Source organism: Rossellomorea sp. ABR4_004, from assembly GCF_056159585.1.
The window spans coordinates 441083-465114 of the sequence record NZ_JBSWVM010000002.1; the positions used below are offsets into that span (position 1 = coordinate 441083).

The following is a 24032-nucleotide window of genomic DNA, read 5'->3' on the forward strand; positions in this document are numbered from 1 at the left end:
ATTTATTAAATGGTTGTCGTCTTTTCACTAATTTTCTTGTATAGGACGGACATGTCTTTTTCACCGTAGCCGTTCTTTTCTGCTTCTTCATATAGGTCGAAGAGGATTTTGCTAACCGGCAGTTCCACGTTGTTTTTTTCAGCAAGCCCAAGAGCAAACCCGAGATCCTTCCTCAGCAGCTTTAAAGAAAAACCGGGATCATACGTATCATCAGCTATGAAGCTTTTATAATTGCGCTCGTAAATTCTGCTCTGTCCATAACTGACGTTGAGCATTTCAAACAATTTTTCAAGATCAAGATCACTATTCTTAGCAAGATGAAGGGCTTCACTTACTCCCGCTGTGTAAAATCCGATCAGTAGATTATTGATGAGCTTCGTATTTGTACCGCTGTCGATCTTTTCATTCACATGAAATATATTCTCACCCATCGCATTAAATACAGGCAGTGCCTTATCGAAGGCAGACCTTACACCGCCGACCATGAAAGTGAGCGTTCGATTTACTGCCCCTACTACGCCCCCGCTGACTGGTGCAGCCAGAAATTCCACACCCTTTTTCTTAGCCGCCTCTTCTATCCGGCTATTCAGTTCTGGAGCTACCGTACTCGTATCGACGAGCATTACATGAGGACCAGAGATATTAACGAGTCCATTTTCCCCAAGGAATACCTCCTCTACCGCGTTAGTGGACGGAAGGCTAGTCAGGATGACATCACATCGTTCAACCATCTCATCAAGCGATACGCCGACCGTACCTCCCGATTTAAGAAAGGACAACTCAGCTTCTTTATTGAGATCCATTCCATACACTGTAAAGTTTGACAGAAGCAAATTTTGCGACATAGGTAAACCCATGTTGCCCAAACCGATAAATCCGATCTTTTTCACAAGACTTCACTCCGTTCACACGATATATTTTTCATGTTCAGACAAGCGTTCTGCGATTTCCCGCTTTTGAATAAACAGATTCCTGTAGAGGGGAACAGGAAGACTTTTGATTTCATCCAATATCTCTTTTCTGTGGGCTTCATCTGCTTCTGATCCCGATAAGATCAAGACTGTCATCTCTTCCATTCTTCGGTAACCTTCTTCACAGATGATGTTTGTCATGCTCGTTTTCAATAGCTCTTTTTCTATCCCGTTCTTTTGTACGGCTTTTTCTGTACGAATGAACGCAGATTCCATCACATAGATTTCTTTCATCATGTTGGCGAGCAAGCGGGAATATTCTTGTTCCTGCTGGATGTTAATGTTGAAATGTGTCAGTGCTCTCAAAGATTTGTCGAGAAGCATTTTAGACAACTGGATGTATTCCTGATTTCGGCTTATATGCTTATGGATTAGGTGTTCCTTCCTTGAGTCGGCTGATTGGTATGCTTTTTTGATCAAAATCTTAGCAATCGTCAGTCGGTTTATTTCATTGGTTCCTTCGAAAATCCGGCTTATCCGTGCGTCCCGATAAAGTCTTTCCACCTCATATTCCTGCATGTATCCATACCCACCATGAATCTGTACGGCCTCATCTACAATCCCATCAAGGACTTCGGAGCAGTTTACTTTATTGATTGCACATTCAGTTGCGTAGTGTGCGAGTTCTCTCATTCGATCATCTAAGGGGGCGGCGGCGTCCAACACATGGTCTAAGCTGTCAGCCGTCCTGTATGCGGCACTCTCCGCCCCATAAATCGAAATCGCCATGTCCGCAAGCTTTTCTTGTATCATGGAAAAACGAATGATTGGTCTACCAAATTGCTTACGCTGTTTCCCGTAACCCACTGCAAGCTTCAGTGCCTGCTTCGCTGTACCGATGTTCGAGAAGGCGAGCTTCAACCGCGCCATGTTTAAAATATTTAACGCTACATGATGTCCCTGTCCGACTTTTCCCAGGACATTCTGTGACGGTACATGGACATCTTCCAAGATCAAAGTGGCGGTCGAAGATCCTTTTATCCCCATTTTCTTCTCTTCAGGACCAATTGAAACCCCATTGAACGACCTCTCTACAATAAAGGCAGTCATGCCTTCACCGGTTTTGGCAAAGACGACAAAGACATCTGCCACTTGTGCGTTGGTTATCCACTGTTTTTCACCATTTAACAGCCAGGCTGTCCCTTCTTCGTTCAGTACTGCAGTCGTTTTAGCATTCAGTGCATCCGATCCTGCGTCAGGTTCCGTTAAGGCATAGGCTCCAATCCATTCTCCCGATATGAGCTTTGGCAGGTACTTATGTTTTTGCTTCTCTGTTCCATAATATACGTATGGAAGTGTACCTACGCCTGCATGAATATTAAAGGATACGCTGAACGAACCGCCAAATCCCATCTTCTCTGCTACTAGTCCTGAAAGTTTTTTGTTCAGTGACAATCCGCCATAAGCTTCTGGAACCTCAATACTGAGCAAGCCCAGGCCCCCTGCTTCTTTAAACAATTTTTTAACGTTGGCATAATCATGCTGATCAATCGAATCAAGCAGGGGAATGACATCGTTTTTAACAAATCGTTCTGTTGTTTTCGATATGAGATGACCTTCCTCATTAAAATCTTCTGGAGTAAATACTTCATATTCCTCCCCATGATGAGTAAATAAACGTTCACTAGCTTGAAGCTCTGCTTCGCCCATCCCTTTCCTCCTCGCTTTGACTTGTTATGAAAGCGTTGAATCGATTACATCCTACAATTGATGCGAATCACGATTCCCTTTACCATTTGTGCTTTACGATTTATGTTCATCGGTTAGGAGAGTTTTTGCAATTTCTTTATCCAGATTTTCAAAGTCATAATAGGAAATGGTGTCATATAACTCGCTTCTTGTCTGCATGTCCTGGATTCCTTTTCTTTGAGTGCCTTCCGTTTTGATCAGCTGGAACATCCGTTCATATGCCTTCGCCGCCACCCGCAATGAAGTCACAGGATAAATGACCATCTGAAAACCCATGTCCTGAAATTCTTCGGCAGTATGGTAAGGGGTTTTCCCGAATTCGGTCATGTTAGCGAGAAGTGGAACTCGGATACGGTTCCGGAACAGTCGAAACTCGGATTCAGATTCAAGCGCTTCCGGGAAGATCGCGTCTGCACCTGCTTCTACATACATAGCCGCTCTCTCTATCGCACCTTCCAGTCCTTCACTGCTGCGGGCATCCGTACGGGCTACGACAATCAATGTAGGAGCCACCTCTTTGATCACCCTGATCTTCTGAACCATCTCTTCCGGGGATACGAGTTGTTTCCCATTTAGATGCCCGCACTTTTTAGGCAATTGCTGATCTTCCAATTGAACCGCAGCTACATGGGCCTCCACCATTTCTCTAGCCGTACGGGCTACGTTCAGATATCCTCCGAATCCCGTATCGATATCGACTAATACCGGTAGATTAGTAGCACGAACTAGGTCTTTGGCGCGTTCTGCCACTTCAGTTGACGTCAGCATCCCAAGATCCGGAAGTCCCCTGCTTGCTGTATAAGCGGCTCCCGATAAATAAAGAGCTGAGAAACCCGCCTCCTTTGCAATGAGGGCAGCCATCGCATCATGAGCGCCAGGTATTTGCAAAATGGTTTCACTGGACATACTTTTTTGAAATTGGTCGGCAAGTTCTGTTTGTGCTAGCGGTTGGTCTACAATCCATGCCATCTTGGCCATCCTCCTTTTCTAGATGAATAAATCTACAAATTCATTCACTTTCATGTTTTCTAATGTGTCCCTATCATAGCAGGCTTCTTCAATCAATCTCTGTTGTTTGCTAGAATAGTGGGTTTTAATATTGTTCATGAATTTTTCCTTAATCTTTGGAATCGCTTCATCTCTTCTGAACCGGTGCCCTAATGGAAACTCTAATTCTACATTTTCGGTAACGGATCCATCTGTGAAATGAATTTGTACACTGTTTGCGATTGAGCGCTTGCTCGGATCAAGGTAGTCTTCACTGTATTGTTTGTTTTCTACCACGGTCATCTTTTCACGCAAGGAATCGATTCTTGGATCCAGGGCTGTTTCATTTTCATAATCTTCCGCTCTGATATCGCCTTTGAGCAATCCGATGGCTGTGATGTACTGCAAACAATGATCGCGATCCGCCGGATTATGAAGAGGACCTGTTTTATCAATGATGCGTATAGCTGATTCATGGGTCATGATCCTGATTTCATCGATTTCATCAAGTCGGTTAATCACTGTTGGGTGGAGCTTTACCGCACACTCAGCTGCTGTCTGTGCATGGAATTCTGCCGGATAAGATACTTTGAACAGTATGTTTTCCATAACATACGATTCAAGCGGACGGCCCAGTACCAATTCTTTTTTATTGAAGAGTATATCCTGGAATCCCCATCCAGGCGCTGAAAGTCCGGTTGGATAGCCCATCTCACCTTTTACAGCCATCATTGCCAAGTGAACGCCCCTGCTTGTTGCGTCTCCTGCAGCCCAGGATTTACGCGAGCCTGTATTTGGAGCATGTCGGTATGTTCGCAAGCTTGAATTGTCAATCCATGCATTCGATAACGCATTTATGATTTCCTGACGAGATCCACCCAACATCTTCGTTACAACAGCTGTCGTTGCAATTTTCACAAATAGAACATGGTCGAGCCCTACACGATTCAAGCTATTTTCCAAGGCCAGTACTCCCTGAATCTCGTGGGCCTTGATCATCATTTCTAGCACATCCCGAACTTGTAAGGGTTCTTTCCCTTCCGAAATCCTTACCCGGCTTACATAATCCGCTACAGCCAGAATGCCTCCAAGGTTGTCAGATGGATGTCCCCACTCAGCAGCGAGCCACGTATCGTTGTAATCCAGCCAGCGGATCATGCACCCAATGTTGAATGCCCCTTTCACAGGATCAAGGACGAACGATGTACCTGGCACTCGAGTCCCATTCGGTACAATTGTCCCGGGTACGACAGGTCCCAGAAGCTTCGTGCATTCCGGATATTTCAGAGCGAGAATTCCGCATCCAATCGTATCAAACAATACATAGCGTGCCGTTTCATATGCTTCCGTACTTGTGATATCTTTATCTAATACATAATCAGCTATTTCTTCCAATAACACATCGGTTTTCGTCGTTTCGTTCGTTTTCAGCATGAGATACCTTCCTTTTCTGTTAAAAGTTATTTATGATATAAATGGGTATTCGCCAAAATATCCATTTGCTATTAGGCGAGCGACGTTACAACTCCCCAGTTGTTTAATTAAATACACGTCGCTCGCCTGTATAATGTACTCGCGGACGGAAGAGTCGATTATTGCCGTGCTGCTCAATCACATGCGCACAAAGTCCGACTGTTCTGGCACTAAAGAAGATTGGAGTATATAGTGGAATAGGTATCCCCAACATCCAATAGACCGGAGCTGCATAATAATCAAGATTCGGATAGATCCCTTTCTCTCTCTCCATTACTCTCTCACCAGCTTCACACATTTCATATAAAAGGTGGTCGCCTTTTACATCACATAGTTCTTTTAACGCTTCCTTCATCATTAATGCCCGCGGGTCCATCTTCTTCATATACACGCGATGCCCAAATCCCATGATCTTTTCTTTTTTCATCATTTTCATTTCGAGCAACTCCTCAAATGCTGCCACACTGCCTGCTTCATTTAGCATGTACATAACCGCTTCATTCGCCCCTCCGTGAAGATTCCCTTTCAAGGAAGCCACCGCACCAGTTAAAGCACCGTATAAATCAGAATGAGTAGACGCGATCACCCTCGCCGTGAAAGTGGAATTCGGCATTTCATGCTCACTATAAAGGACTAAAGAACGGTCAAATATCTTTTCTTCCAGGTGAGAAGGGACTCGCCCAGTGATCATGTAAAAGAAATTTGCACTGTATGATAGATTTTCGTTTGGACGGATCGGCTCCATTTGCTGAATGATCCGATAGCTATTCGCTACAACGTTGGGCACCATTCCAAGAAGTTGATAAGCCCTCTCTTTATTCACGGGTAATGAACGATCATCGAGTTTGTTGTCATGTCCTGCAAGTGCTGAAATTCCTGTTCTAAGACCATCCATGGGATGTGTATTTCCCGGAAGCTGTTTGAATATTTCAAGCAGTTCCCCAGGTATTTCATATTCACCTTTCAACACCTTTTCCACCGCTTCTTTCTCTGCAGAATCCGGCAATCTCTCTTCCAGAAGTAAATGGACAATATCCATATACTCTTTAGATTGTGATAGTTTAATAAGGTCATAACCCTGGATGACAATTTCACTTTGTACCGTATCTAAAAACGAGATCTTTGTTTCTGCCGCAACAACACCATCAAGTCCCGGGAAAAATTTTTCTTTAGCTTCCAATCATCTCATCCTCCTATCTCCAAATAACTCATCATTTATTTTGTTGTAAGCCCTTTCAAGATTACTCAGACAAACTTCTTTTTCTTCACTTTTTTCTATCCGCATCATGATTTCTTCTGTCAATCGCTGATAATTCGAAGGAAGCATAAGTGACTTTTCTCCACTGAAGTTGTTCATAATGCACGTTTTGAAGTAATCGGTAAAATACTCAACTGTTCCATACAAAGAAGTTCACCTCGAATCCGTCTTGTTTATTCATGGACAATAAAAAAACAACTTCTAAAAAGAAGTTGTTAAGATCGAACTGATGCTTAAATAAACATTTTCTGCTCCCCCAAAAAGCCAAAACAAAAAATGTTGATCACTCGTTCGCACTTAACACCCCCTATCCTCGTAGGTATTGATGTGTGCTGAAACAGGCAGGTCTCCTGACTTATGATCATCACTCTCCGAACCTTCCCATCTTCACATTTCTAAAGACAGTGGCTTTTTCGAATCGCTCCCAATTACAGTTGCGGGACAGCGTCGGACTCTAACCGAACTTCCCTATTAAGTAGAGGATCGTCATATCCCTCTACACCTGCTTCTACACGTATTCAGTTTTCCAATCAAACATATCAAATATTTCTAAAAATTACAAACTATTTTATTATTTGTATTATTATCCATCCAATGAAACTGGATTCCAACTACCTTCCCTTCAATTAAATTTAATTTTTTTAATTAAAATGTTTGAATATTGAGATAATGGTTAGTATAATAGAAAAAAGGTCAAGGAGTTGATTTTTCATGAAGAAGTACTTGCTAAATTCACCACAGTCCGAGGTACCCGGCATAGACTCTCTTTTTGCAGAAATGATTTTGGACAAGGCCCTGCTAACATTCCGGAAAGAGCAACTCGAACAGAAAATCGACCAATCATTACGTGATCGAAACAAAGAGGAATTCCTGCGGTTGACGGAGGAGTTAAATCAGATCCGTAAAGATCACGAGGAAAAGGATGTAACAGTATAAAAAATTGATTGGATATAAATAAGCCATTGGTTTCTAGATAATGAAAAGGGGAGAATGTTCTTGCTGACTTTGGCAGCGGCATTCTCTCTTTTTTATTTCGGTGAGTAATTCATTGAAGACTTGCACATGATAATGGTGAATCATTTAGTGAGGAGATGAACGGCTATGAACGTTAAAAGCGAATTACAAGAAGCACAAGATATTATCCATAAAGCACATCTTCATTTAAAACAAGTAAATTCAAATAGCATGGAATCAGAAGCGTGTCACTTTGCTCAAAGGGAACTTGAAAAAGCACAACAAAAAATCCAACAGGTGCAACAACAAATCAATGAATAGCTGGTTCAACCAATGATGGCCCCCTAAGTAAAAAAGGGGCCATTACTTATGTTCTAATTGCCCCCTATAAATTACAATTCCCGATTCCTAACCCTCCTGAATAAAACCATTTAAACTCCCCTCAAGAATGCCTTCTCCATTCACCCAATCCCGGAAGTTTATGTCCAGGACCTGACTGCTCCTGGCAATGGTTGTGAGGATCCTTGAATGTTGATAGGAATATGAAAAGGTATGAAGGGTTCCGAATAAATTCTCGTAATCTGTGAAAAAAATAGGTGACTCTACGCTTTTAAAATGGTGGAACATGTCATGATGGGAAAGTCTCATATCCATTAACCCTAGCAGATGGTTATTCCGTTGGATCGATCCTTCTATAGAGTCCCGATTTTTACTAGTAAGCTGTTCATCCTGAAAATGGTTCACGCATGATAAGGTGGAGTCTCCATACCTGATAGTCACTTTCTCTGAGCTTGCTTCGACTTCTGCCATATTTCCTTTTCCATCTCCAAGGGAAAAATTATAACAGGCGGAGTGAGGGATTTCCTTCAGCAGTGCAACTGCGTCGTCAATAGAGGAGCAACCATCCAAAACCATCCTGATGGAAGCCCAGGGAGACACTCCTTTTGCATAGCCATCATGGCTGACGAAGTGCAATCCTGCAACAAGCCCATTCTCGTTCACACCATCGTGCCTCCCCAAAATTTGAAGATTGTACCCCGCTGTAGCAAAAGCTTGATCCGCTTGAACCAAACTGAAGATCCCATCATATAGAGCTGGGGAAAAATCGTAATTCCTCACGTAGTATTCGTTTGTCAGAAGGGCCGAGCAGCCCATCGCCTCTGTCTTCGGAACATCATACCCACTAAATAAAGCAGCTGCTCTGTTCGGCGGAATTTCCAATCCCTGCGCCAGACCCTCTAACTCTTCCAGCAAATGTGGAGCATACGCAGAATAGATCGACTTCATGTTGTGAAGATCAATCTCCTGCTTAGTGATGGATTCAAAGATTTTTAGAATGGAAGTATTCCGGAGCTTTTCACCGGTTTTCAAGCCAATCTGAAAAGAGCTGCCTCTGATTTGAAAGATACGTACATTGAAGTTAGACACATCCATTCCCCCTTGATGACATCATACACTTTCTGATCATATTGCACCTGTCATTCTGTGCTTGGTTTGGACTGATCACTGAATCCAATAAGTAGAGCTGCCCCCTTAAGGTATAGGTTATCCGCCGCTCATAAAAGATCGGGCCAATGCCAGAATCTGGCCAGGTTGTTCCAAGATGGTCCAATGCCCGCTCTCTTTTACTTCCACGAGCTCTGCGCTTCTTAAGGATTGGGTTACATTTTCCCTAATATAGGCGGGGGCTAGAATGTCATGTGACCCCTGGGCAATCAAAATAGGTAATGAATCGATTTGAGGCAGGGACGGGAATAGGTTGTAGTTCTGTTCAATATCTCTGCCTATGTCCTCAAGGGCCTTCTTGTTGTAGAGTATCTCCTTTTTCTTTTTCAATGTATCGACTGAATATACATAATAAGGGTCGATCAGGTTATTAAGTTTGCGGGATGCATCCATTCCGAAAACGGAAGATAGCCAGTAATAACCGAGCAGCATTTTTTTATAGGGACCCAACTTTTGGAGGAAACATTTCTTGAACGTTACATAGTCTTTGGAGGATAAACCGATGGCGGCTGTTAGTATGATTTTATGGATATGGGATGGATATCTTGCTGCATAAGACAAAGCCAGGATACTCCCCCATGATTCGCCGAACAGGGTCACTTTCTCCAGCTTCAGCGACTTTCTTATGCCTTCAAGAGTGTTGATTTCCTCTTCTATGGAATAGGTATCACCTCCCGATTTTCCGCACCCCGATTGATCATAGAGAATGATCTGAAAGTCTTCAGCCAGAGGCTTCATTTGGGGCAGGAAATACTCATGACTCCCGCCTGGACCGCCGTGGAGAAAGATAATTGGCTCCCCTTTCCCTTTGACACAAACATAGATCGATTTCCCATTGATCGTGATATATTTTCCTTCCATCCATACACACCCCTCATTTCCGGAGCTTTCTATTAATAAATAACACAATGGTAAGTAAAACCAACATGACTGCCACAAAAATGGGCCTTTCATGGGCATAATCGAATAGACTATTAACGATCCCAAGCAACCCTAATTGAAGAAAGTATAGAAAGCCTGTTATTGTACCTAACTTCGACTTATCTTCAATCATTTACTCATTGAAACCCGCCAGTAGCCATGTTTGTTTTTTCACACCGACGAGGTACGAAATCAGTAATAGAGCGACTCCAATGGCAAGTAATCCGTAATCCATCATGACGCCCCCTTCATTCGAATAAAAAAGCCTTTCCTACATATACGGATTCATGCAAAATAGGTTCCAGAATATTCCTTTCTATTCATTTAACATTATACTTTTTCCAAAAACCGTTGAACTTCTCTTGGTGACTTCAACATGATGACTTGTTTATCTATAGGCAATTGTTTAAGTCTATTTAAAATTTCCGGTCTCCTGGTTTTCGGATAATTCCATATCCATTTAAAAAATTTCAAGTCAAATCTTTCTTCGCAACCTTCCCCCATATCCGGTCTTGTTTTATTTCTGTACTTCAACAATCTTTTGGAAGCACGGTAGACACAGATTGTTCTGGAAATATCGAGAAAGATGATGGTATCTGCTGCATTCAGTCTAATCTCCATTGTCCCGCCATAGTTCCCATCAATGATCCATTCTTCTTTTCTAACTAAATCATTTTGAACTTTTTCCTGCTCATCCCTTGGAACACCTACCCAATTTGGCTTCCAAAACATCGCATCAAGATGATAAACATCTATCTTTAGTTTTTCACCTAGTTGCCGGGCCAGTGTAGATTTCCCCGATCCACCTGATCCAATAAGTACAACTTTTTTCATGATGGCCTCCTTTAACTTAGAAAGGATTAAATATATAGTTGAAAACAAAATAGGTGTGCCCCGTATACTACTTAATGATGGACTACCAGTTTCCTTGCTATATAGAATCGATTTTTCTCGATTTGATAAGCCAGCATGTCTGCAGGACTTTCATTTTGATTGTCAATTTTATAAAGTGGCGTGTCTTCGGGAAGACCCATGGCTTCCACATCAACTTTTATCACACCCACCCGTTCTGCTAATCGCTCTTCCTCTATTGGTTCATAGGTAGTGATATACTTGTTACCGTTCCACATAAAGTGAGGGTCGGTTATTTCCTCTTGGTTGCTGCAAGCTGCAAGGAGCATCGTTAAAACCCCGATAATGAAAAGGTTTCGTTTCACTAATTCCCACTCCCACTATTTTGTTCTGCAAATTAAATTCGTTTGAACAGGGTCGATATTGCTGAAATCATGATCAGCAAGGTATACAACGGAATGCAGACTCGCTTCCTTTTCCATACTGTTGCAAAAAGTAAGGGTGCACCCCTTGTTCTCTATTGTCACTTTCCCACTAGTTTGTTCGGTCAGTTCAAAGTCTAATAGACTGCTTACTAAGGAAGGGTCTTCACAGAAGGGCATGTGAATCTCCATCGCTTGGATAGATGGGTATTTTTCTTCACTGACCACTTCCCGCCTCCTTTGAAGTTCGATCCGAAACTTCCAGGGAGTGGATATGAACGTTCTTCTCTCTCCTTCATTCACCTTCCACTGAAGTTCTCCCGCCCTCTCTAGCACCTCTGAATACTCAGTATCCGTGACCAAGAAGCCAATATGGTCGAACATATCCTTTTTTCCGTGTCCAAATGTAATATTGGTTTGACCTTTGACCATCTCGATGATTCTAAATCGAATGTCTTTCTCTCTAAAATCCTCCCAATTCAAAGGAGGATTGAATGTGTGCATTTCCCCATTGTGGCGACCGACTCTTAACTTGGTTTCAAATCCTGACTGATGATAAAATCTTTCCATTTCCTCCACTTTATCCGTCCACCAGTGATAATGAAATAATTGCATCCTATGTCCCCTCCCTGTTTTCATTCATCCACCCAACAGCATACTCTACCATCTCTCTCATGGGGATTAAATAACTCCTTGCTTCACCGACCGTGCCTTCTTTTACATAGTCTGTTTCTTTACGAAAATCATCAAATATCTTATCAAAATCATCCGACTCATTATTAATATCCTGATACGTCGTCCATACTTCTTTATGATTCTCTTCAACCTTCACATCCCAGATTTTTTCTTTAACAAACGTGTTTTCTTGTCTGTATTCAGCCAGATGCAAAGAGGTATTCGAATCTGACGGTGCTCCAAGAAATAAAATATAGCCATTTAATTCGTAGATTTTTCCTAAAGGAGAGTTTTCATTTAAAGAAAAGTGAAGGCCATGATCTTCTGTTATGTATTTAACATGCTTACCCCAGGCGGCAAAGGATGTGTGGGGATGGGCACTTCGAATCACTCCCTTTTGCTTCCTGAACGTCTCAGGAATGAAGCCCATATAGCATGTAGGGGTTAAATCGGGGTGATACGTCGGAATGTTCTCTCTGATGATCTTCATCTCTTCATCTGTATAGCCGCTTCCATATTCCGCCGGGTCACAAAGCTGCTCGGTCTGTGTCGGCATTACAATGTTTCCTTCTTCCCCGACCGTTTCTTCCAGTGCCAGGATAACAGAAACCGGGCCACCAATGACTCTTCCAAGCGAGTTTAAGGAAGAGTGGACGATGATGGTCATGCCTTGGCGTACACCTAATTCCCCTAAGTCATGGATCATCTGATTTTTCGTTACGAGTTTTCCTTGTCCCATGAATGCTCAGCCTTTCCATACTTATTTATTGCCTTAAATATTTTGGGGATAAAGAAAGTATCAAGCTCACCAAAACCTATTATTCTATTAACCTTCCTTTTCAAGGAGGGAGAGTCAGCTATAGTAAAAACCAAATAGCAACGCTTATCAACACGATGATCAGACCGATTGTTTTTTTATAAAACTGCACACTGTATCCCACTAATAAAAGAAGAAGGGCTGCCCATTTATAGTCATAATACTCCCGAATATCTTCAGCAATGTACCCGATCCAGGTAGCAAAAGCCAATAATAACACCAAAACTGGCATAAAAATGTTTGCACCCACCCAGAGATATTTCATGTGGTACAACCCCTTTCATATTTATTCCTACCTGCTCCCTACTAGTTTCACTTATATACCCATTCCCCTAATACCAATTATTTCAAATATATACCTCTTACTCAAGAAATATTTTCCATAATAAAATGCAGCTTACCCTGTTGTGGACAAGCCCTCCTGTCTCACATTTTTCAAAGGTCCGTCCCTCTGAAAAGTCCCACTAAAAAAGAATGACCCCGGTCTTATGCCGGGGTCATTCCTAAGTGTTGTTCTATCCATTGGTAGAAGTGGTCGTAGGCTTCGTCGATGGAAGCGGCACGAAAGAGGTAGTGTTGTAGATTGGGATGTTCGTTTTCAGCGAGGAACACATCCCAGCATCCATTTTCCCATAGACCTATGGCTTCAAGGTCCGTTGATCCTTTATAGTATCCTAAATATATCGTGTTTTCCCCCATGATAGATTCACTCTTAGTTGCTTGTTACTTTTTTTTCCGCAATCAGATCCTCGAGGCGTTCTTTCTGGGAAATCAAATCCTCAATGGATAAGTCCTGCCTCAGTGAAGGTTGCATGGATGGCAGACTGTTGGAAATCGGATTGTGTTGGATTAACTGGGATAGTTGCCCTTGGTTTTGTTCATACAGTCGGTACCCCACTGCTCCAACGACAGTCCCAGATACGAATCCCATTAGAAAATCTTTGTTCATTACCATGATAAGTCCCCCTAAATTTTTTATAATAAAAGCGCTTTGCTCTTATTTGCATCATTAAATAATTCGACGATGTTGACTGCCCACGTCAAGGTGGCTACATGAAGAATATTACCGGCACCTAATGACAGCATGCTTACAATGCCCGTTATGACATCAGGATGCCTTAGTTTGTTCTGTCCATGAGACAGGACGGTATAGGCTGTTGAAATGATCACCGCATAATCCAAAACGCCCGGTATTTTCCCGGAAGATTTCCTTATATACGCCAGCAGAATGAGAAATCCTGTCACTAAGGACCTTAACAGATCTTTCCTGAGGGCAGGTGTCATATTGACCATAATATGATCGAGAGGATCGAATCTCGTTTGCTTGAAAAACAGACTGATAAAACGCAGAATCACATTTTTGTTGATTTTGGTTTTATCATAGAATATGACCATTGACTGGATGATCGGCTCGATCCTCACATTCTGAATTCCTTTAATAGAGGAAAACATATCCTTGATTTGTTCATAGTCCTTTTTATCATGAAGGGCCGGGATGATCAGGCGGAGTCGACCAGGTATGTCGTGGATGATGGTAAAGGTTCCTTCCATTGAACTCGCTCCTCCTTCAAGAGTAATGTCGTACTATTCAGTAATACGCCGATAGTGGCCGCATTATGAATGGCAGCACCAACGATCGGTGCAGTCATACCAAAAGCACCGAGCAGGATGGCGACACTGTTGACGGCAATCGTCATCGTGAAGTTCTGATGAATCTTCTTCATCGTATCCTTCGATAATTGAACCACATCTGAAATAATGATCGGATTATCAGAGGTAATGACCACGTCACTAGCTTCTACGGCAATGTCAGTCCGCTTCCCACCCATCGTCACTCCTACATCTGCATATGCTAAGGCAGGGGCGTCATTGATCCCGTCCCCGACCATCATCACCTTCCCGCCGGCATGCTTGAAATCTTTCACATACTTGGCCTTTTCATGTGGGAGGACCTCTGAATAATAAGCATCTAATTGAAGCTCTTGATGCACTTCATGGGCAACCTGTCGATGATCTCCTGTGATCATGACCACTTCATCAATGCCTGATCGTCTTAATTGATTGATCGTACGCTTCATTCCATGCCGGATCTCATCCTCAATCACAATGACTCCCGCCACCTGACCATTTAAAGCAACCATGACGGCATTACGTTTCTGAGCGAGCTTTTGGATGAATTTGAGGCCTCTTGTATCCACTTTTTCTTTTAACAGAAGCTTTTTATTCCCGACTAATACGTTTACCTCCCCTACCCGTGCTTTGACTCCATGACCAACAATCTGTTCCATGCTTTCATGATCATGTTCTGGGAGTTCAAGACCCCATTCCCTGGCAAGAGTCATCATCGCCTCTGCAATGGGGTGAGAGGAATGCTCTTCGGCAGAAGCCACATACGTGAGAATCTCCCTTTCGGTGTAACCGTTATAGGGGATGATTTGTTTGATGACGGGCTTTCCTTGTGTAAGGGTTCCCGTCTTATCAAAGATGACCGTATCAATTTTCGAGAGGCTTTGAACATACTCTCCGCCTTTTATGAGTGCCCCTTTTCGAGCCGCTCTTCCGATAGAAGCAGAAATGGCTGCAGCCGTGGACAGTTTGATTCCACAAACAAAGTCGATCACCAGCATATTCAATACCCGATCCCAACTCCGTGTGGTGACAAAGATGAGTCCCGCCAATAAGAAGGAGACAGGTACGAGCCGTTCGGATAGCTCATCGGCATACGATTGTATGGGGGCTTTCTTCTGCTGGGCATCTTCAATCAATTGAACAATCTTTGAAACGGCAGTTTGATCCCCTATCTGCTCCACCTTCACCCTGATGTTCCCGGATTTGACAATGGTTCCCGCATACACTTTCTGGTTGTGAGTAATCTCTTTCGGAAAATATTCACCTGTGATAGAGGATTCATCGATACTTGCCGCCCCACTCAGGACCAATCCATCGGCACAAACCTTTTCCCCTTCAAACACCATGATGTCGTCTCCCACAGAGATATCCTGAATGGCCACTTTCTTTTCATTCCCTTTAGAGTCAATCTTCCATACGTACGAAACGTCTAAGTTCATCATGTCCCTGACATAATTACTTGTTCGTTTAGCCGTCATCTCGGTGATGATCTCACTCAAGGTAGACATAAAGAGGATGACCAAAGCGGAACGGGGATTCCCTTTTAATAAAGAGGCAAAAATAGCTGCTGTACTCAACGTGTCGGCATTCGGCTTTTTGGATTCCATGATTCCTTTCGTGCCGTGTGCAATGATGTTTCGGGAAGCATACATGCTCATCAGGGCACCAGGCCGAAACAATTGTCTGAACCCGACAAGACTCTTGGCCGGAAACAGCACATCCACTAAAAAGGCAAGGCCACTGATCGCGAGTTCCTTCTTATAATTTATCTCTTGATCGACAGGCTCAGAAAGTCTGGGTTTAGCGGTGATGAGGATATCGCGTGCCGTAACCGAAGCATCATGATGGATGAGGATCGAGTGGGTTTCAGAAGTATAAACGGCTGAGTACACACCGGGCATTGAACGAAAATTGGCTTCAATGATCCTCGGATGGCTGTCTGTTTGAAAGAAAAGTCGAGTTCTACCAGGAATGGCATGTAGAATTCGAATCTTATTCACTACCTGTCACCACCTTCTTTGGTCATAAGGGTATACGCCCAGTAAAGCAGGCTGCTCGCAAAAGCCGGGTTGGCGGCAAACCCCGTTGCCCCTTTAAAAAGTAACCAGGCAGCCATCAACGATTCGAAGTCTGCCTTCCCCCCCGTCTGCTTTTTGATCATATGGTCCACTGTATGAACCCCTTTTCTCATCGATTTCTTCATCTTGGAATCGATATCACCATACGCTTGAGTAGAGATGTGAACAGCCATTTGAACAAGCTCATCAAATTGCTTCGGTGTTAAGTGAGGGGTTTGAAACTCCAACAACAAACTCCCCGTAATACCAGAAGCTTTCACCGATTTAACAAGGGAAAGCTGTCTGAAATGTTCTTCCAGGGCAAGAGCTATCTTCTCTACCTTCCAATGATCACTCTGCAGTCGAACACGCCCCGGCATGGCGTGGACAACTTGGACCTTCTGATCCTTTAATCTCTTCATGATGCTTGGTGCCAGAATGGACGCACCTAAGCCGACCAGCGTCTGGATCATACCTGCGCCACTTCTCTCGCAATGACGTCATTATGTACCCTTTGAACGGTGTGGATCCACTCCTCGATCTGGTCCTCATTCACATTGGCATCCGTCTTGTATTCTACTAAAATAGTACCTGTTTCAGATGTGTGACGGACAGATTGAATATGCTCTTCCAATTGTAAAATCGGAAGCAGTGACGCCACAATCTTCGAATTCCCTTCCCAGTAAGGAGAGGACAATCTTACACGGCCGGGAATGAAATGCATGACCTTTATTTGATAACGGGAAAGCATTTTTTCGATTCGTCTAAGGAAAAATGCTTGTTTTACTTTTGTCAGCATAACAATCTCCTTTACAGAAAATTTACATTATCTAATAATATACCGTGTTATGGGATATTATTACAAGTATATTTTTTCCTATTTTAGAGAGTGATCTGGGAGTGTTCTGTTGGAATGAATACTTCAGTTATTGACTTATATAATCGTTTTCCTACCCTAACTATCTACTCATTTTTTCGAATGTTGAAAGACTGATATTTTCCGGGAAAAGAAAAAAGGCAGCCATGATAGGTTGCCTTTTTCCATATGGATCGTAATGTCTCCTATCGTCAAAAAATACCTTCGGGAAGATCCTACATTACATTTGAGTGGGTATGTAAATCTCTGCTTCTTCTTCGCCATCTTCCAATGGATGATAGGTTTCAACAATATAGGATTTCGGTTTCCTTTTATATCCCTGGTCATCCATCCAATTTAAAAGATCGTTATGAAGCTTGCCAATATGTCGAACGTTCCCTTTCGTCGTAACATACACTTCGTCCAATTCGATATACTCCATCCCGACAGGAACGTTTGTGAGGGATTCGTCCACCATGATCCCTACATAATAGATCCCTTCCAAATGGTCCGTATCCCTCTTCGGTTCATAAAAGGCGATTTCAGGACCAGGCACGGCTTCGATTTCATGTAACCTCTCTAGAAATTGCCGGGCCAGTTTCGGTACCTCCGTGCTAAAATCAGTAAAAGATCCTTCCCCTTTTAGCCCTATTACTCGGAACGTTTTTTTCATTTTTTCAGCATACACAACAATCTCTCCTTTTGATTAAGATAGTTTCCATGCCGGAATTAACGAATGGAACGTAAAGAAATAACTCATCGGTATATGGATGACGGTGTATATGGCAAGAGTGAGCAAATACGTCAAAAACCATTGAGAAACCGATACTTGAAGGAAAGAGTAAAGCAAGAACATCCCCACTGGAAATGGAACCAATACAATCAACCACATCGGGCTTCCCAAAGCTTCAGTCAAAGCCCCGAGTGAAACGACAGAAAAACCGATGATCAATGCCTGCCAAATAGGCAATCCAGTGCTAAGAACGAAGCTTGCGATGTAATAAGAAAAACCATTTAAAAATACTGCAAGAAAAAAATCAAAAAGATATTTCATTTTGACCCCCTATTATAGTTTTACCTCTCAATTTTAACATAATTTTCCTGATGCGATGTAAAAAAAGCCCCCCACCTAAAAGTGAGAAGCTCCTTCTTTACCTGATCCGTTGAATAAATCTCTGACCAACCAAATACCCGCATGCCAGCACGAAGAAAATCAAAAGCAGACGCGCGAACCCGTCGGTAAACCCAGTTCGTTCAATGGCAAATCCAAATAACGGAAAGCTGATCATGATGACGAAGCTCTCCATTAATCCGATCAGGGAAAGGAAAGTTGACCTGATATTGCTTTGCAGAAAGTTTTGCACGAATGAGCTGAAGATCGGTTCGAACAGACTCAAGAGCTGTGCAAGGAACAGAAACGATATCAGGATCGCCCAGTCCGTTGCGAAGATGAACAGGATGAAAAAGAAGAGGAATAGACCTAAGCCATAATATAAAATATTGAAGAACTTAAATCGCGCCTCCACCCTGTAAGCAATCTTCGCCATCACGACGCCAAGGAGCCCTTCAATCGTAAAGACCGCTCCCACGACGACAGGAGAGTAGCCTAATTGAATGAAGTATTCCTGTCCGTAGAACACCATGATCACCATGACTGCACTCGCTAAGATGAATAGCACAACAGGCTGATGAATGACCGTGTTATTTCTCCAAACGGCAACCCCTAATTTAAACTGATGAACCCACTGGTTATACCACCGTCCGCCGATGTCCTCCGTCTTTTCACGTTCCGGTTCCTTCATGAAAAACAGTGGAATCAGTGCAAGGATATGGGTCAGTATAGTTGCACCATATACCCATTCCCAGCTGATCTCTGCCATGAATCCCCCGAGGAATTTGGCAAGGCTCAAGGATAGGAGGGAAATGGCCGTCATGCTTCCGATTACCCTCGTATAATCCTTCTCACGCTTTTCATTCTTCAACGTGTCATAAGCAAACGCCTGCTCGGCACCGGAATGAAAGGTCACCATGAGACCCATGGATAGAAAGGCCAGGGTAAACATCGAAAACGTCCCGCTCATCAGCATGAACAAGGCATAAAGGAGACTGAACACATTCCCGATCACCAGGCTGACCTTCCTCCCATACAAATCTGCGATCATCCCTGTCGGAACCTCAAACAGGACGATGGCCAAATGGAGAAACGCCTCCAATATGCCGATTTCACCGAAGGTCATCCCCTTATCGCCAAGGTAGATGACCCACAAAGCCCGGTCAAAGAACAACTGGGCAAAAAAGAGATAAAAATAAAGCAGATATATATTTTTTCTTGTCTTAATCATTTAATTTCGTCCTCTCATAAACATAAGGTTAATAGAAAAGCGGAGGCGGCTCTAGCCGCCGCAGCTAGATCAAAAAAGCCACAGGGAATCATTCCCCGTGGCTTTCGCTATTTTCAGGAAATCATACATACGTTCACATTATTGAAATTCAGCTAAAAAAGGACAGACTTGTCCCGAGGACAGCTGAAATTCCAAAAATAGACATCATGAAGACAAGATATTTTTTCTCAGCTTTGATGTCTACAGTGAACGAATGCATGATTTTTCCCTCCTTTATGTTTAAGATTCTTTTTTATTATATAGTTCATTCCGGTTCTGGACAAGCAGTCCTTAAACAGAGGTTGACCCCGGGTATATAACTGAATAAAATAAACGCATACTAATTTGGAGGTTTTTGTTTGCATAACAACTGCTTATTACTGGGTTGAAAACTTTCTTAATGACTCTATTCATTAAGAAAGTAACCATTTATGTTTGAACCCAACCACTTTTATGAAAGAATAGGAGACTATAAATGGATATCTATATTAGACAATTACGCCCAGAGGAATATAGCAAGACGGAAGAAATGATAAAACAAGCATTTTTACATGAGGAGTATAGCGATAAGAAAGAACATCTGCTTGTCAATACCATTAGACAATCAGATGCATGTATTCCTGAGCTTTCATTGGTTGCCATCAACCAGAGCCATGAAGTGGTCGGCCACATCCTTCTATCTAAAATCACCATTGTCGACCATGATAAAGTGGCAGATTCTCTGGCACTTGCTCCCGTGTCTGTCGCTCCCCCCTTTCAAAAAAAGGGAATCGGAGGCCAATTGATACGTGCAGCCCTGCAAAAGGCTGAAGAGATCGGTTATCATTCCGTGATTGTGTTAGGTCACAAAGACTATTATCCAAGGTTTGGCTTTAAGCAAGCGGCACTTTGGAATATCAAACCCCCGTTTGAAGTGCCTGATGAAGTATTTATGGCTTTGGAATTGACCGATCATTCTCTTGAAAATGTAGAAGGTGTCGTTCATTATTCGGAAGCTTTTTCAGAATAAAGATAATAAGAGGCTGTCCCGGTAGAAGTGCCAGGACAGCCTCTTTTTTTGAAGTATATGAAACCCCATGTGATAAATTATATTGAGGTAAGACCTTCGTGTGCATTTAGACGTTCAATTCCGAATATGGTTCCAAGCAATCACTTCATACTATAGTTTCATAGCTTAACAGCATCAATAATTAAAGAAGGAAAAGCCATTTTGTCCCCATGGTTTCTAGGATCGAACTTCTTAGAACGAAAAATCACCCCGTCAGCTCCGTCCCAATGATTTTGATAAAACATTCCTTCTTCGTCAAAATACTCAAGCAATGTCACTACGAATCCAGCCGTTTCAAACATTTTCGTCAACGTTTGGTAATTGTGAACGAACTTATGCCCCGCAGCCGGGTGATCTTTTGGACCTGGCCCTCCAACCTGCACAATACGCTGATACGATTCATCGGGAAAATAGCCATCAGGAACGGCGCACCGAATATACCCGGAAGGCTTCAGGAATTTCATACATAGTTCTGCAGCCTTTAACCCTTCTTCGTATGTAAGGTGTTCCCAGACGTGTTCAGCCAAGATCGCATCTACATAGGTTTCATGGAACCTGTTTACCCATGTACGTTCGTCTAATAAATCCAAATCCTCTTCCTGTGTGTGGATCCAGCCAGGATTATTCATATATTCACCTGCGCCGATGACGATTTTTATTTCATTAAGACTCATTTAGTAGTACCTCACTTATTTTTATAGGTAATCATGTGTAAGTAAAAAAGCTGGAGATTCACTACCTTTTTTTGGATAATCATACCACAAAAAGGGACCTGCCCCCCAACACAGTGATACTTGAATGTGTCGAGGTCAGGCCCTGTTTACCCTTATTTAGTTGTCTTTCCTATACAATCAAATGCTTAAACCAAGAGAAGCGATGGAAGCACAGAACCATTCTGAACCAACCTCTATTCCCTTCAACTCGAAAGAAAGACCCCGATATCCGCTTTTCCCTTGACTGATTTCACTTTGATCGTCTGCCGGGTCTCCTCCTGAATTCTCCGCAAAACATCAGTTAAGCCGCCGGTTAGGGAGGATAAATAGGTTTCCATATTTTCTACTCTATGTTGAATTTCCTTGTGATCATAAAGAATTTCCTCCAGGGAAGAGAAATCGTCTGCATCCCTAATGTGGAAAACGAGATCCTGCCCTACAAGATAATGCAAATTAAACTCTTCCTGACCAGGAAGATAATCAAGGATGAACACAGGGATTTTTTTATGAAGGACCTCACTGATTGTGACTCCACCGGGTTTGGTGATGATACCATCCACTGCGTCATATAAAGCATTCAGTTCTTCCTGGTCCTGAATATACATGTAGGGCGTAATATTCGGTTGATTGAGAAGCGAACGATACAGCCTGTGATTATGACCGCATAATACGGAGAAATGGACATCCGGGTATCGGGAAAAGCCCTTAATGCCATTCTTCCACACACATAATCCGCTATTTCCTCCCGCAACAAGAATATGTTTTCCCTTTTTGGAGCGGGGACTCTGAGATGAGTCCTTACACTTAAATACGTCCGAAACGGGGATCCCGGTTTGATAGACACGATCCGAAGAAACGTTGTGATGCCTGATCAATGTCTCTTTCACCTCGGCAGTCGGGACAAGGTGATAATCGATCTTGCCGGTTTCCCAAACACCGTTCACAAAAAAATCGGTATACGCATTCATTGTTTTACAGGGAATGGCCCCCTCCCTTGACTTCAGCCTTCCGATCATTTTCGATGGAAAGGAATGAGTGCAAATTACCAGTGAAGGTTTTTCTTCCTCCACTACTTTCAACACCTTCTTTTCAAAGTAGGTGGCAAATCGGGAAATGCTTCTCAAAAAGATGCTCTGTTCTTTATCCTTCATCATCACCTTTTGATAGAAGCCTTTATAGCTTTCCGGTGACGTTCTGATCCATTTAAAATAAACGCCGGATATCATTTTTTCCAGAAGAGGATTCGAGAAAGACAGGAAATCAATGATCTTGGTTTCAGCGTCCGGATAGTCATGTCTTATGCTGTCTTGTAGAACCTCGGCTACTTTCGTATGTCCGGTTGGGACACTGAACATCGATAGAATCACAATCTTCATTCCAAATACCTCTCTTTTTTCTTTTTAACAGATCCCCACACCGTTGTAAGGATAAAAATCAATAGTAATCCTACCCCTACGTATGGAACATAGGCTGGATTAATGGAAAGAGTGTTGCCAAGCCAGTATCCAAGGATAATGTATGAAACCGTCCAAATCGCCGATCCCGCCATGGTAAGGAAGAAAAAGGCCATGTACCGTGTACCGAATATTCCAGCGAGATACGGACTCAATTGACGCAGTCCCGGCATAAACAGGCCAAACAGTAAAGTCTTGGTTGAGTGCATTGTAAACAGCTGTTCATACTTAAGAACCTTTTCCTTAGACAACCCGATCCATCTTCCGTATCGATCAATAAGCGGCTGTCCAATGAATCTCCCACCATAGAACCCTGTAATCATTCCTGAATAGACACCCAGGAATGAGCAGACCAACGCCAAAGAAAGCATTAACTGGCCTTTGGCTGCCAAGAGCCCCACTAAGAACAAAAGGGACTCTTCCGGAGCAGGTATGCCGACGATCCCGAAGAAAAGAAACAGGAAAATGATGAAATAACCGTAGCTTTGAATGTACTGGATAATCTCTTCACTGCCCATTTACTGCCTGCTCCTTCGATACTGTATTTGTTAGCAATGCGAATCGGATCTGTTTCTCTAAGGCGTCCTCAAGGAATGCATCCAATGACTCTATCATATAATGGGGAGCTTTCTCATCGGCCCCGAACGTCATCCCGCTGTCATGAAGAACGAATATGGAACCGTCATGATCCGCCTCTTTCATTCGTTCAAGTAAGTCCCCACCGTTCTTCACCTTCCAATCCTGAAAGATGTGGGACCACATTACAACCTCATAGTCCCTGGATAAAAACAGGGTGGATAGATTAAAATGGCCCCACGGTGGACGATAATAGATCGGTTTCTCATGGGTGACGTTCTCGATCACCATACGTGATTGCTCCAGCTGCTTTTTCAAATGAAAAGGGGTTAAAAACCAGCTGGACACATGGGTATAATGATGAATCCCGATTGTATGCCCCTCCCTTTTCATCCGTTTCAAAAGCTCAGGATATTTCTCTACTTTGCTTCCGACCACGAAAAAAGTAGCCTTAACCCCGTGCTTACTGAGGACATCGAGTAGTTGACCGGTATACATGGGATCCGGTCCATCGTCAAATGTCAATGCAATCGCCCCCGGAACATTCACCCTTCTCGTAATACTGTCATTCCTTTTTCGTATATAAACCGTGCTGATGACGGAATAGACCGAGTACATCAGCACGATCGTTAATGTGATATAGACCCACTTCATCGTGTACAACTCCAACATAAGTTCTTTCATAGCATTCTATTAAAAGTGCAAGCATATGATTTCGACTATATTCCTAAAGTCTCCATTCATCATAAAGTGAACCGGTTTTTATATCAAGGCTTTCGAGTTAGCTGACTTG

Annotated in this window: 29 protein-coding genes and 1 riboswitch; of the genes, 3 read left to right on the forward strand and 26 right to left on the reverse strand. The window is 42.9% G+C overall.

Annotated features, from left to right (window positions below; genetic code table 11):
- Positions 1–5: 5 nt before the first annotated feature.
- From ACXAF2_RS15050 to ACXAF2_RS15075, 6 genes are all read right to left on the reverse strand, one after another.
- Entirely contained in the window at positions 6–890 is an 885-nt protein-coding gene (locus ACXAF2_RS15050) for an NAD(P)-dependent oxidoreductase (protein WP_475139827.1), read from the reverse strand.
- A gap of 15 nt (positions 891–905) precedes the next feature.
- Entirely contained in the window at positions 906–2621 is a 1716-nt protein-coding gene (locus ACXAF2_RS15055) for an acyl-CoA dehydrogenase family protein (protein WP_475139828.1), read from the reverse strand.
- Between the two features lie 93 nt (positions 2622–2714).
- The gene (gene prpB / locus ACXAF2_RS15060; protein ID WP_475139829.1) at positions 2715–3629 is read right to left on the reverse strand and encodes a methylisocitrate lyase; all 915 of its coding nucleotides are present in this window, start codon (positions 3627–3629) and stop codon (positions 2715–2717) included.
- Positions 3630–3647: 18 nt separating this feature from the next.
- The gene (prpD, locus tag ACXAF2_RS15065) at positions 3648–5081 is read right to left on the reverse strand and encodes a 2-methylcitrate dehydratase (protein ID WP_475139831.1); all 1434 of its coding nucleotides are present in this window, start codon (positions 5079–5081) and stop codon (positions 3648–3650) included.
- 103 nt (positions 5082–5184) lie between these two features.
- Positions 5185–6300, reverse strand: coding sequence for a citrate synthase (gene mmgD / locus ACXAF2_RS15070; protein ID WP_475139832.1), 1116 nt, complete (start codon positions 6298–6300; stop codon positions 5185–5187).
- Positions 6301–6525: a hypothetical protein gene (locus ACXAF2_RS15075; RefSeq protein ID WP_475139833.1), complete on the reverse strand. Its 225-nt coding sequence runs from the start codon at positions 6523–6525 to the stop codon at positions 6301–6303.
- A 176-nt stretch (positions 6526–6701) separates the two neighbouring features.
- Positions 6702–6899, reverse strand: a riboswitch (cobalamin riboswitch).
- 190 nt (positions 6900–7089) lie between these two features.
- On the opposite strand from ACXAF2_RS15075, the gene ACXAF2_RS15080 reads away from it, so the two are divergent.
- A complete protein-coding gene (locus ACXAF2_RS15080) occupies positions 7090–7314 on the forward strand; it encodes an IDEAL domain-containing protein (protein WP_282137216.1) in 225 nt (74 codons plus the stop codon).
- 165 nt (positions 7315–7479) lie between these two features.
- A complete protein-coding gene (locus ACXAF2_RS15085; RefSeq protein WP_475139835.1) occupies positions 7480–7653 on the forward strand; it encodes a hypothetical protein in 174 nt (57 codons plus the stop codon).
- A gap of 87 nt (positions 7654–7740) precedes the next feature.
- On the opposite strand, the gene ACXAF2_RS15090 is transcribed toward ACXAF2_RS15085, so the two are convergent.
- The 16 genes from ACXAF2_RS15090 to ACXAF2_RS15165 all read right to left on the reverse strand — a co-directional run bounded on the left by ACXAF2_RS15090 (position 7741) and on the right by ACXAF2_RS15165 (position 19409).
- The gene (locus ACXAF2_RS15090; RefSeq protein ID WP_475139836.1) at positions 7741–8760 is read right to left on the reverse strand and encodes a C45 family autoproteolytic acyltransferase/hydolase; all 1020 of its coding nucleotides are present in this window, start codon (positions 8758–8760) and stop codon (positions 7741–7743) included.
- A 117-nt stretch (positions 8761–8877) separates the two neighbouring features.
- Positions 8878–9699: an alpha/beta fold hydrolase gene (locus ACXAF2_RS15095; RefSeq protein WP_475139837.1), complete on the reverse strand. Its 822-nt coding sequence runs from the start codon at positions 9697–9699 to the stop codon at positions 8878–8880.
- Between the two features lie 390 nt (positions 9700–10089).
- On the reverse strand, positions 10090–10593 hold the full coding sequence (locus ACXAF2_RS15100) for a DNA topology modulation protein (RefSeq protein ID WP_475139839.1): 504 nt from the start codon (positions 10591–10593) through the stop codon (positions 10090–10092).
- A gap of 71 nt (positions 10594–10664) precedes the next feature.
- Entirely contained in the window at positions 10665–10976 is a 312-nt protein-coding gene (locus ACXAF2_RS15105) for a hypothetical protein (protein WP_475139840.1), read from the reverse strand.
- 15 nt (positions 10977–10991) lie between these two features.
- Positions 10992–11648 (reverse strand): hypothetical protein, encoded by a 657-nt coding sequence (locus ACXAF2_RS15110; RefSeq protein WP_475139841.1) that lies wholly within the window; start codon positions 11646–11648, stop codon positions 10992–10994.
- A gap of 1 nt (position 11649) precedes the next feature.
- Complete coding sequence (locus ACXAF2_RS15115; protein ID WP_475139843.1) at positions 11650–12447, reverse strand: AAC(3) family N-acetyltransferase; 798 nt, start codon at positions 12445–12447, stop codon at positions 11650–11652.
- Between the two features lie 118 nt (positions 12448–12565).
- Positions 12566–12790 (reverse strand): hypothetical protein, encoded by a 225-nt coding sequence (locus tag ACXAF2_RS15120; protein WP_475139844.1) that lies wholly within the window; start codon positions 12788–12790, stop codon positions 12566–12568.
- Positions 12791–13011: 221 nt separating this feature from the next.
- Positions 13012–13224 (reverse strand): hypothetical protein, encoded by a 213-nt coding sequence (locus tag ACXAF2_RS15125; protein ID WP_475139845.1) that lies wholly within the window; start codon positions 13222–13224, stop codon positions 13012–13014.
- A 13-nt stretch (positions 13225–13237) separates the two neighbouring features.
- Positions 13238–13480: a hypothetical protein gene (locus tag ACXAF2_RS15130; RefSeq protein WP_475139847.1), complete on the reverse strand. Its 243-nt coding sequence runs from the start codon at positions 13478–13480 to the stop codon at positions 13238–13240.
- 20 nt (positions 13481–13500) lie between these two features.
- On the reverse strand, positions 13501–14076 hold the full coding sequence (locus ACXAF2_RS15135; RefSeq protein WP_475139849.1) for an HMA2 domain-containing protein: 576 nt from the start codon (positions 14074–14076) through the stop codon (positions 13501–13503).
- Complete coding sequence (locus tag ACXAF2_RS15140; protein WP_475139850.1) at positions 14025–16154, reverse strand: heavy metal translocating P-type ATPase; 2130 nt, start codon at positions 16152–16154, stop codon at positions 14025–14027. Before ACXAF2_RS15140 ends, ACXAF2_RS15135 begins: the two co-directional genes overlap by 52 nt.
- Positions 16154–16684, reverse strand: a complete 531-nt coding sequence (locus tag ACXAF2_RS15145; protein ID WP_475139852.1) for an HMA2 domain-containing protein — start codon at positions 16682–16684, stop codon at positions 16154–16156. Before ACXAF2_RS15145 ends, ACXAF2_RS15140 begins: the two co-directional genes overlap by 1 nt.
- Positions 16681–17010 (reverse strand): HMA2 domain-containing protein, encoded by a 330-nt coding sequence (locus ACXAF2_RS15150; RefSeq protein ID WP_475139853.1) that lies wholly within the window; start codon positions 17008–17010, stop codon positions 16681–16683. The genes ACXAF2_RS15145 and ACXAF2_RS15150 overlap by 4 nt, the downstream gene beginning before the upstream one ends.
- Before the next feature lie 298 nt (positions 17011–17308).
- Positions 17309–17755, reverse strand: coding sequence for a GyrI-like domain-containing protein (locus ACXAF2_RS15155; RefSeq protein ID WP_475139854.1), 447 nt, complete (start codon positions 17753–17755; stop codon positions 17309–17311).
- Positions 17756–17773: 18 nt separating this feature from the next.
- Positions 17774–18121 carry a hypothetical protein gene (locus ACXAF2_RS15160; protein ID WP_475139856.1) on the reverse strand — a complete coding sequence of 116 codons (348 nt, stop codon included), beginning with the start codon at positions 18119–18121 and terminating at the stop codon, positions 17774–17776.
- A 97-nt stretch (positions 18122–18218) separates the two neighbouring features.
- A complete protein-coding gene (locus ACXAF2_RS15165; RefSeq protein WP_475139857.1) occupies positions 18219–19409 on the reverse strand; it encodes an MFS transporter in 1191 nt (396 codons plus the stop codon).
- Positions 19410–19923: 514 nt separating this feature from the next.
- Between ACXAF2_RS15165 and ACXAF2_RS15170 the strand changes: the two genes are divergently transcribed.
- The gene (locus tag ACXAF2_RS15170; RefSeq protein WP_475139858.1) at positions 19924–20457 is read left to right on the forward strand and encodes a GNAT family N-acetyltransferase; all 534 of its coding nucleotides are present in this window, start codon (positions 19924–19926) and stop codon (positions 20455–20457) included.
- A 158-nt stretch (positions 20458–20615) separates the two neighbouring features.
- Here ACXAF2_RS15170 and ACXAF2_RS15175 read toward each other — a convergent pair whose 3' ends face one another.
- From ACXAF2_RS15175 to ACXAF2_RS15190, 4 genes are all read right to left on the reverse strand, one after another.
- The gene (locus ACXAF2_RS15175) at positions 20616–21170 is read right to left on the reverse strand and encodes a class I SAM-dependent methyltransferase (RefSeq protein ID WP_475139860.1); all 555 of its coding nucleotides are present in this window, start codon (positions 21168–21170) and stop codon (positions 20616–20618) included.
- 242 nt (positions 21171–21412) lie between these two features.
- Positions 21413–22585, reverse strand: coding sequence for an MGDG synthase family glycosyltransferase (locus ACXAF2_RS15180; protein ID WP_475139861.1), 1173 nt, complete (start codon positions 22583–22585; stop codon positions 21413–21415).
- On the reverse strand, positions 22582–23181 hold the full coding sequence (locus ACXAF2_RS15185) for a DedA family protein (RefSeq protein WP_475139862.1): 600 nt from the start codon (positions 23179–23181) through the stop codon (positions 22582–22584). The genes ACXAF2_RS15180 and ACXAF2_RS15185 overlap by 4 nt, the downstream gene beginning before the upstream one ends.
- Positions 23171–23893: a polysaccharide deacetylase family protein gene (locus tag ACXAF2_RS15190; protein ID WP_475139863.1), complete on the reverse strand. Its 723-nt coding sequence runs from the start codon at positions 23891–23893 to the stop codon at positions 23171–23173. The genes ACXAF2_RS15185 and ACXAF2_RS15190 overlap by 11 nt, the downstream gene beginning before the upstream one ends.
- Positions 23894–24032 lie beyond the last annotated feature (139 nt).

What these genes read in the sequence shown, in the direction of transcription:
- ACXAF2_RS15055 (WP_475139828.1), bottom strand. Translation starts at nt 2,621, where the DNA reads ATGGGCGAAGCAGAGCTTCAAGCTAGTGAACGTTTATTTACTCATCAT.
- prpB (WP_475139829.1), bottom strand. Translation starts at nt 3,629, where the DNA reads ATGGCATGGATTGTAGACCAACCGCTAGCACAAACAGAACTTGCCGAC.
- prpD (WP_475139831.1), bottom strand. Translation starts at nt 5,081, where the DNA reads ATGCTGAAAACGAACGAAACGACGAAAACCGATGTGTTATTGGAAGAA.
- ACXAF2_RS15080 (WP_282137216.1), top strand. Translation starts at nt 7,090, where the DNA reads ATGAAGAAGTACTTGCTAAATTCACCACAGTCCGAGGTACCCGGCATA.
- ACXAF2_RS15085 (WP_475139835.1), top strand. Translation starts at nt 7,480, where the DNA reads ATGAACGTTAAAAGCGAATTACAAGAAGCACAAGATATTATCCATAAA.
- ACXAF2_RS15095 (WP_475139837.1), bottom strand. Translation starts at nt 9,699, where the DNA reads ATGGAAGGAAAATATATCACGATCAATGGGAAATCGATCTATGTTTGT.
- ACXAF2_RS15100 (WP_475139839.1), bottom strand. Translation starts at nt 10,593, where the DNA reads ATGAAAAAAGTTGTACTTATTGGATCAGGTGGATCGGGGAAATCTACA.
- ACXAF2_RS15110 (WP_475139841.1), bottom strand. Translation starts at nt 11,648, where the DNA reads ATGCAATTATTTCATTATCACTGGTGGACGGATAAAGTGGAGGAAATG.
- ACXAF2_RS15115 (WP_475139843.1), bottom strand. Translation starts at nt 12,447, where the DNA reads ATGGGACAAGGAAAACTCGTAACGAAAAATCAGATGATCCATGACTTA.
- ACXAF2_RS15120 (WP_475139844.1), bottom strand. Translation starts at nt 12,790, where the DNA reads ATGAAATATCTCTGGGTGGGTGCAAACATTTTTATGCCAGTTTTGGTG.
- ACXAF2_RS15125 (WP_475139845.1), bottom strand. Translation starts at nt 13,224, where the DNA reads ATGGGGGAAAACACGATATATTTAGGATACTATAAAGGATCAACGGAC.
- ACXAF2_RS15130 (WP_475139847.1), bottom strand. Translation starts at nt 13,480, where the DNA reads ATGGTAATGAACAAAGATTTTCTAATGGGATTCGTATCTGGGACTGTC.
- ACXAF2_RS15135 (WP_475139849.1), bottom strand. Translation starts at nt 14,076, where the DNA reads ATGGAAGGAACCTTTACCATCATCCACGACATACCTGGTCGACTCCGC.
- ACXAF2_RS15145 (WP_475139852.1), bottom strand. Translation starts at nt 16,684, where the DNA reads ATGATCCAGACGCTGGTCGGCTTAGGTGCGTCCATTCTGGCACCAAGC.
- ACXAF2_RS15150 (WP_475139853.1), bottom strand. Translation starts at nt 17,010, where the DNA reads ATGCTGACAAAAGTAAAACAAGCATTTTTCCTTAGACGAATCGAAAAA.
- ACXAF2_RS15160 (WP_475139856.1), bottom strand. Translation starts at nt 18,121, where the DNA reads ATGAAATATCTTTTTGATTTTTTTCTTGCAGTATTTTTAAATGGTTTT.
- ACXAF2_RS15165 (WP_475139857.1), bottom strand. Translation starts at nt 19,409, where the DNA reads ATGATTAAGACAAGAAAAAATATATATCTGCTTTATTTTTATCTCTTT.
- ACXAF2_RS15170 (WP_475139858.1), top strand. Translation starts at nt 19,924, where the DNA reads ATGGATATCTATATTAGACAATTACGCCCAGAGGAATATAGCAAGACG.
- ACXAF2_RS15175 (WP_475139860.1), bottom strand. Translation starts at nt 21,170, where the DNA reads ATGAGTCTTAATGAAATAAAAATCGTCATCGGCGCAGGTGAATATATG.
- ACXAF2_RS15180 (WP_475139861.1), bottom strand. Translation starts at nt 22,585, where the DNA reads ATGAAGATTGTGATTCTATCGATGTTCAGTGTCCCAACCGGACATACG.
- ACXAF2_RS15185 (WP_475139862.1), bottom strand. Translation starts at nt 23,181, where the DNA reads ATGGGCAGTGAAGAGATTATCCAGTACATTCAAAGCTACGGTTATTTC.
- ACXAF2_RS15190 (WP_475139863.1), bottom strand. Translation starts at nt 23,893, where the DNA reads ATGAAGTGGGTCTATATCACATTAACGATCGTGCTGATGTACTCGGTC.